Genomic DNA, 5,981 nt, shown 5'->3' on the forward strand with positions numbered 1-5,981 from the left:
GTACTCTCTTCCACCCACGCAACTCGTAGAGATGAAGGTCGAACTCCGCAGATTGAGTAAGGATGCCGAAGCGATCTTCGATGGCACGCACTGCCATTTCCCGAACCAGCGGCAACTCTAGGAACAAGCGTTCAGCATCGCGCGGGTCGTCTGGATTTACTATTGGCTTGCCGGTCGCATGCGCAATTGCGCATCGGCCGGATTCATACAGATGCCTTCCGACATCTTGGATGCCCGCATCAGCGATGCTTTTCAAAGCCGCTTGCACATCGCTTCCGGATAACTTCGGCAATACTTTCGACATCCAGGTGACTCGTTCTCGAGCCTCTGGGAAAGCCAACTCAAGCACCCTCCAGAATGACAAGAAAGCATACGCGATATGATTTAGACCTCTCGCTTCCCGCATCAGCGCGAGTGCAATCAACGCGTCATCATCTTGAGGATATAATATTTCTGTGAAATCAAATAGTTTACGGAGAGAGAACCCATATTTTTTATTAAGACCTACCATTGAGGGCAAACTACCACCCGACCGATAAGCCACTGTGATGCCGCAATTGTTTTGCCATGCCAGGACACTTAGAAAACGATACAATAATCTCTCTGCTTCTTCGGTTTTCATCTCGGGCGGCCGTCGGATTGCGACACCGGGATGATCTTCTAGAGTCAGCGGGATGATCCAAATTTTATGGCCTAAAAAATCGAGCGATTGCGGCCATACTGGCCATGAACATGACGGCTCAATATTTAGGCAAACCCAGTGCCCTCTTTGCAATAGATCGGGCGCTTGATCATACTTAGCCTCGCGGCCCTGGATTTCGACGGGCCGCGGTTTTCCATTCTCGTCACGCATGTCGATGTTTAGCGCTTACATACACGCCAAGTAAATATTACTTTCGCGAGACAAAGGCAAAACAATCCAGGCCACCACATTTTTAACTTCAACTGGTTGTTGGTCCTGAACTGCTTCGGCTCTGCCTCGCAATAGCGGAGGTCCCTACTCCGCCGCCACGGCCGGCGAGATCTGCTTGCGCGCCCGCTTGTCCACCGTTCCGACAAAGGAATCCGCGTCCTCCTTCCGCTCGAAGACATGCGGAGCGACGCCGCGTTTCTTCAGCGCCTCCTCCATCTTCAGGCGGAGGAAGGCGCTCGTCGCGTAGCGGGTGGTGGTCGCGTAGTAGTTCGCCTGCAGATACTGAATCATGCTGGCATAATCGTCGTAGAGGTTCTCGTTGAGCTTGAACCCGTCGTGGTTCACCACCGAGTTCACGCGCTGGCCGGCCTTGCGGCAGGCCTCGACGATGGTGAGGCGCAGCTCGTCCATGTCGCTCTTCACGCGGCAGTACCAGCCCTCCAAGTTGATGAAGAGCAGGTTGCGATCCGGGTCGTAGCTGACGCGATCCTTGAGATCGAGGTTGAGCAGGTCGGAGGCCAGGTCCATCGGCTCTTCGCGGAAAATGCGCGGATCCATCGGCACCGGGTTCCGGATCACCGGCTTGAAGTCCATGTGCGGGAGAATGTCCCGCTCGATGTCGATGCCCGGCGCCACCTCGATCAGCTCCAGGCCTTCCGGGGTAAGCTGGAAGACGCAGCGCTCGGTCACGTAGATCACCGGCTGCGATTTCTGCACCGCGTAGGGTCCACTGAAGGTGTTCTGCGCGACCTGGCTGACGAACTTGCGCGCCCTGCCCTCCTTGACGATCTTCACCCGCCCATCGTCGACCGCGATCTCGAGGCCACCGGCGGTGAAAGTGCCGGCGAAGACGACGCTGCGCGCGTTCTGGCTGATGTTGATGAAACCGCCGCAGCCATTGAGCTTGCCCGCGAATTTCGAGGTGTTGACGTTGCCGGCCTCGTCGCACTCGGCCATGCCGAGGCAGGTCATGTCGAGGCCGCCGCCGTCGTAGAAATCGAACATCTGGTTCTGGTCGATGATGCAGTCGGCATTCGTCGCCGCGCCGAAGCTCGACCCCGAGGCAAGAACGCCGCCGACGGCGCCGGCCTCGGTGGTCAGCGTGATGTAGGGCGTGATCTTCTCTTCGTTCGCGACGGAGGAGATGCCTTCCGGAGCGCCGACGCCGAGATTGACCACGCCGTTCGGCGGCAGCTCGAACGCGGCGCGGCGGGCGATGATCTTGCGCTCGTTCAGCGCCATCCGCTTGATGCCGGTGACCGGTACGCGGATTTCGCCGGCGAGCGCCGCGTCGTGCATCACGCCGTAATTCATGCGGTGCATCTCGGGCTCGGCCACCACGACGCAGTCGACGAGGATGCCGGGCACCCGCACGTCCTTCGGCAGCAGGTAGCCGTCATCGACGATCCGCTCGACCTGGGCGATGACGATGCCGCCATTGTTGCGCGCGGCCATGGCCTGGGCGAGGCAGTCCAGCGTCAGCGCCTCCTTCTCGTAGGAGAGGTTACCCGACGGGTCGGCCGAGGTGGCGCGGATGAAGGCGACGTCGATCTTGGTGGCCGTGTAAAACAGCCATTCCTCACCATCGACTTCGACCAGCTTGACGATGTCGTCCTGGGTCAGCTCATTGACCTTCGCCCCGCCATGGCGTGGGTCGACATAGGTGTGCAGGCCGACCTTCGAGAACAGACCGGGCTGGCCGGCGGCGCAGGCACGGTAGAGCTGCGAGATGACCCCCTGGGGAAGGTTGTAGCCGCGGATGCGGTTCTCCGTGGCGGCCTGCGCGACCTTCGGCATCCGGCCGAAATTCGCGGCGATGACGCGGGCGAGCAGTCCGTCATGGTGCAGGCGCCCGGTGCCGAGCCCCTTCGAGTCGCCGGCGCCGGCCGTCATGATCAGGGTGAGGCCGCGCGGGCTCCCGGTCTCGACGTAGCGCTGCTCCAGCGCAGCGTGCAGCGCCTCGGGGATACAGCTCTGCACGAAGCCGGTCGTGGTCACGACGTCGTTCTCGCGGATGAGAGCGATCGCCTCCTGGGCCGAAATGACCTTGTTCTTCTTCATAGACCGCGCCGTCCTCCCAGGTTCCGCTCTTCGACGGCGTCGGCAAGATCTTGCACAAGCACCGTCGCGGCGGAGATTGCGTCGCCTCAGTCGAAACGAGCGATTGGCCCATCTCGATCCGCGGCAAGATTGCCCAGATCCATGTCGCGCAGCGCAGCATCTTTGCTGCGCCGCACTCATAAGCCTGGAAAGCATGAGCTTAACGCAATCATGCGCTGGTTGGACCTGAAAAAGACTGTGCGGCGGATCAAGAAAAACTCGCGGGAGGCCGCGGCGTGGCGTCGAGTTCGAGGATGTTCTTAAGGCCAAGTTCTTGACGACACAGGAACTTTATGCATGCCATCGACTTTGCCGACGCATCCTACCGTGTTCTGGCTCGCAGCTTGTCGTCCACGCGATGACTGGCTCAAGGAGCATCATGTCCAAGTCATCGAGAGAACGGCGCTCTCATCGCCCTGCCTCGATGGCGGCCGATCTCTCCGGGCTTGCCAATGGCAACGCCGCCATGCTCGGCGCAGCCGTCGAACGTACGCAGATGCCGATGATCGTCACGGACCCGCACGGGCCGGACAATCCGATCGTCTTCGCCAACGACGCCTTTGCCCGGATGACGGGCTATGCGCGCGATGAGATCGTTGGGCGCAACTGCCGTTTCCTGCAGGGCCCAGGGACGGGACGGCAGGCGGTGTCCGACATTCGCGAGGCCCTGGCGGAACACCGGGAGATTTCGGTCGAGCTTCTCAATTACCGGCGGGACGGGTCGTCGTTCTGGAATGCGATGCTGATCTCGCCGATCCACGACCCGCAGGGAGAGCTCGCCTACTTCGTCGCCTCGCAGTTCGATGCCTCGCATCAGCGCCACTCCGAGGAGGCGCTCCGGCAGCGTCAGGCCATCGCGGCGCTCGGGCCGCTGACCAGCAGCCTCGCGCACGACTTCACCAATCTGCTGCAGGTCATCAGCGGCTATGCCGACGTCGTCCAATCGCAGGTGGCGGGCGGCGCTCCGGACCTCGCCCGCCTGGGCCGTGCCGGCGAGGCGATCCGCACGGCGACCGACAAGGCGGCGAGGCTCACGCACCAGCTTCTCGCCTTCTCCCGCCGGCACGATACGGACGGGCTGGCCGTCGATCTCAACGCCCTGATCCAGAGCCTGGACGCGATCATCGCCCGCACGCTCGGCGACGGCATTGCCTTCCTGTTCCTGCCCGCACGCGACATCTGGCCGGTGCATCTCGATCCGATGCAGGCCGAGACCGCGCTGCTGAACATCCTGATCAACGCCCGCGAGGCCACGCCGAAGGGCGGCCGGGTCACGATCGAGACCAGGAATGTCGGGCTCCGCGACCGGCGGGCGGCCCTCATCGAGGGTGTCCCGGCCGGAGACTATGTCGAGATCTCCGTTTCCGACACAGGCAACGGCATGCGGCCGGACGTGTTGGCGCGTGCGATGGAGCCGTTCTTCACCACGAAGGACGACGGCCTGGGCAACGGCCTCGGTCTCGCGACCGTCAACGGCTTCATCAGGCGGTTGGGTGGCGCGGTTCGCATCACGTCGCAGGCTGGGGACGGATCCCGCGTGCGCCTGCTGCTTCCGGCGGCTCCTGAAACCGTGTCGCCATGAGCGATGCGGCTCGGATCGACACACCTTCAGAGCTATGTCATGCCGGCCCTGTGCAAAGCTTGATCATCCATAGAGGAGGCGCGACCGTCGCGCCCGTGGGAGCCGTCACTCTGCGAGCGGCGCAGGGGTGAGCGACGATCCAGCGTTTCTTCGGGGCGGCGGTGCTATGGGCGCGCTGATCCGCGCGCACGACTGGGCCGCCACCCCACTCGGGCGGCCCGACGACTGGCCCGCGGCCCTACGCTCAGCCCTCGATCTCTGCCTGCATTCGAGCTTTCCCACCGCGATCTACTGGGGGCCGGAGCTCTGCCTGCTCTACAACGACGCCTGGGCACCGATCCCGGCCGAACGCCATCCCGGCGCGCTGGGCCGCCCGGCGGCCATGGTTTGGAGCGATATCTGGCCGATCGTCGCGCCGCAGCTCCAGCGCGTGATCGCCACCGGGGAAGGCTTCTCCGCCTTCGACCAGTTGCTGCCGATGGAACGCGGCGGCCGGGTGGAGGAGACCTGGTGGACCTACAGCTTCACGCCGTTGCGCGCCGAGGACGGCTCGGTCGCCGGCGTGCTGAACCAGGGCCACGAGGTCACGGCGCATGTCCGGACCCAGCAGGCCCTGCGCGAGAGCGAGGCCAAGTTCCGCGGCATCACCAACTCGATCGACCAGATGATCTGGTCGACGCTGCCGAACGGCTTTCACGACTATTACAACGACCGCTGGTACGAGTTCACCGGCGTTCCACCGGGCTCGACCGACGGCGCGGCCTGGAACGGCATGTTCCATCCCGACGACCAGGAGCGGGCCTGGGCCGTCTGGCAGCACAGCCTGGAGACGGGTGAAACCTACCGCATCGAATACCGGCTGAGGCATCGCACCGGCGCGTACCGCTGGGTGCTGGGCCGGGCCCAGCCCGTGCGCGACGCGGAGGGCAGGATCACCCGCTGGTTCGGCACCTGCACCGACATCCAAGAGATCGTCGATGCCCGCGATGTGCTGGCACGCTCGCGCCTCGACCTGGAGAGGCAGGTCGACGAGCGCACCCGCGAGCGCAACCGCCTCTGGGCGATGACCAACGACCTGATGGGGACGGCGGGCCTCGACGGCTATCTCAAGGCGGTCAACCCGGCCTGGACGCGGATGCTCGGCTGGAGCGATGCGGAGCTGCTCGGCCGTCCCTTCGCCGACCTGATCGACAAGAGCGACCATGCGGCGGCGGCCGACGTGACCCGGCGGTTGTCTCTCGGCGAAACGGTCGACGGCTTCGTCGACCACATCCTATGCAAGGACGGGAGCCAGCGCACCCTGATGTGGAGCGCGGTTCCCGAGGGAGAGCTGTTCTACATCGTCGGGCGCGACATCACCGACCAGCGCAACGCTGAGGCGGCTTT

At 63.5% G+C, this 5,981-nt stretch carries 4 protein-coding genes; 2 read left to right on the plus strand and 2 right to left on the minus strand.

Going from position 1 to position 5,981, the window contains the following annotated elements; translation table 11 throughout:
* Together mauJ and MGN01_RS22945 are read right to left on the minus strand one after the other, a co-directional pair.
* Positions 1–853 (minus strand): methylamine utilization protein MauJ (gene mauJ / locus MGN01_RS22940; protein ID WP_210246102.1); only part of this gene is annotated, 853 nt, incomplete at its 3' end.
* 144 nt (positions 854–997) lie between these two features.
* Positions 998–2,974 carry an acyl CoA:acetate/3-ketoacid CoA transferase gene (locus tag MGN01_RS22945; RefSeq protein WP_147049112.1) on the minus strand — a complete coding sequence of 659 codons (1,977 nt, stop codon included), beginning with the start codon at positions 2,972–2,974 and terminating at the stop codon, positions 998–1,000.
* Positions 2,975–3,392: 418 nt separating this feature from the next.
* Here MGN01_RS22945 and MGN01_RS22950 point away from each other — a divergent pair, with 418 nt between their 5' ends.
* Positions 3,393–4,595 carry a PAS domain-containing protein gene (locus tag MGN01_RS22950; RefSeq protein ID WP_170246135.1) on the plus strand — a complete coding sequence of 401 codons (1,203 nt, stop codon included), beginning with the start codon at positions 3,393–3,395 and terminating at the stop codon, positions 4,593–4,595.
* 127 nt (positions 4,596–4,722) lie between these two features.
* Positions 4,723–5,981 (plus strand): PAS domain-containing protein (locus MGN01_RS22955; protein WP_210246103.1); only part of this gene is annotated, 1,259 nt, incomplete at its 3' end.

The sequence above is a fragment of the Methylobacterium gnaphalii genome (assembly GCF_007992215.1).
Lineage (GTDB): Bacteria > Pseudomonadota > Alphaproteobacteria > Rhizobiales > Beijerinckiaceae > Methylobacterium > Methylobacterium gnaphalii.

Coding starts and splice junctions, on each gene's coding strand:
- MGN01_RS22945 (WP_147049112.1), bottom strand. CDS start 2,974: ATGAAGAAGAACAAGGTCATTTCGGCCCAGGAGGCGATCGCTCTCATC.
- MGN01_RS22950 (WP_170246135.1), top strand. CDS start 3,393: ATGTCCAAGTCATCGAGAGAACGGCGCTCTCATCGCCCTGCCTCGATG.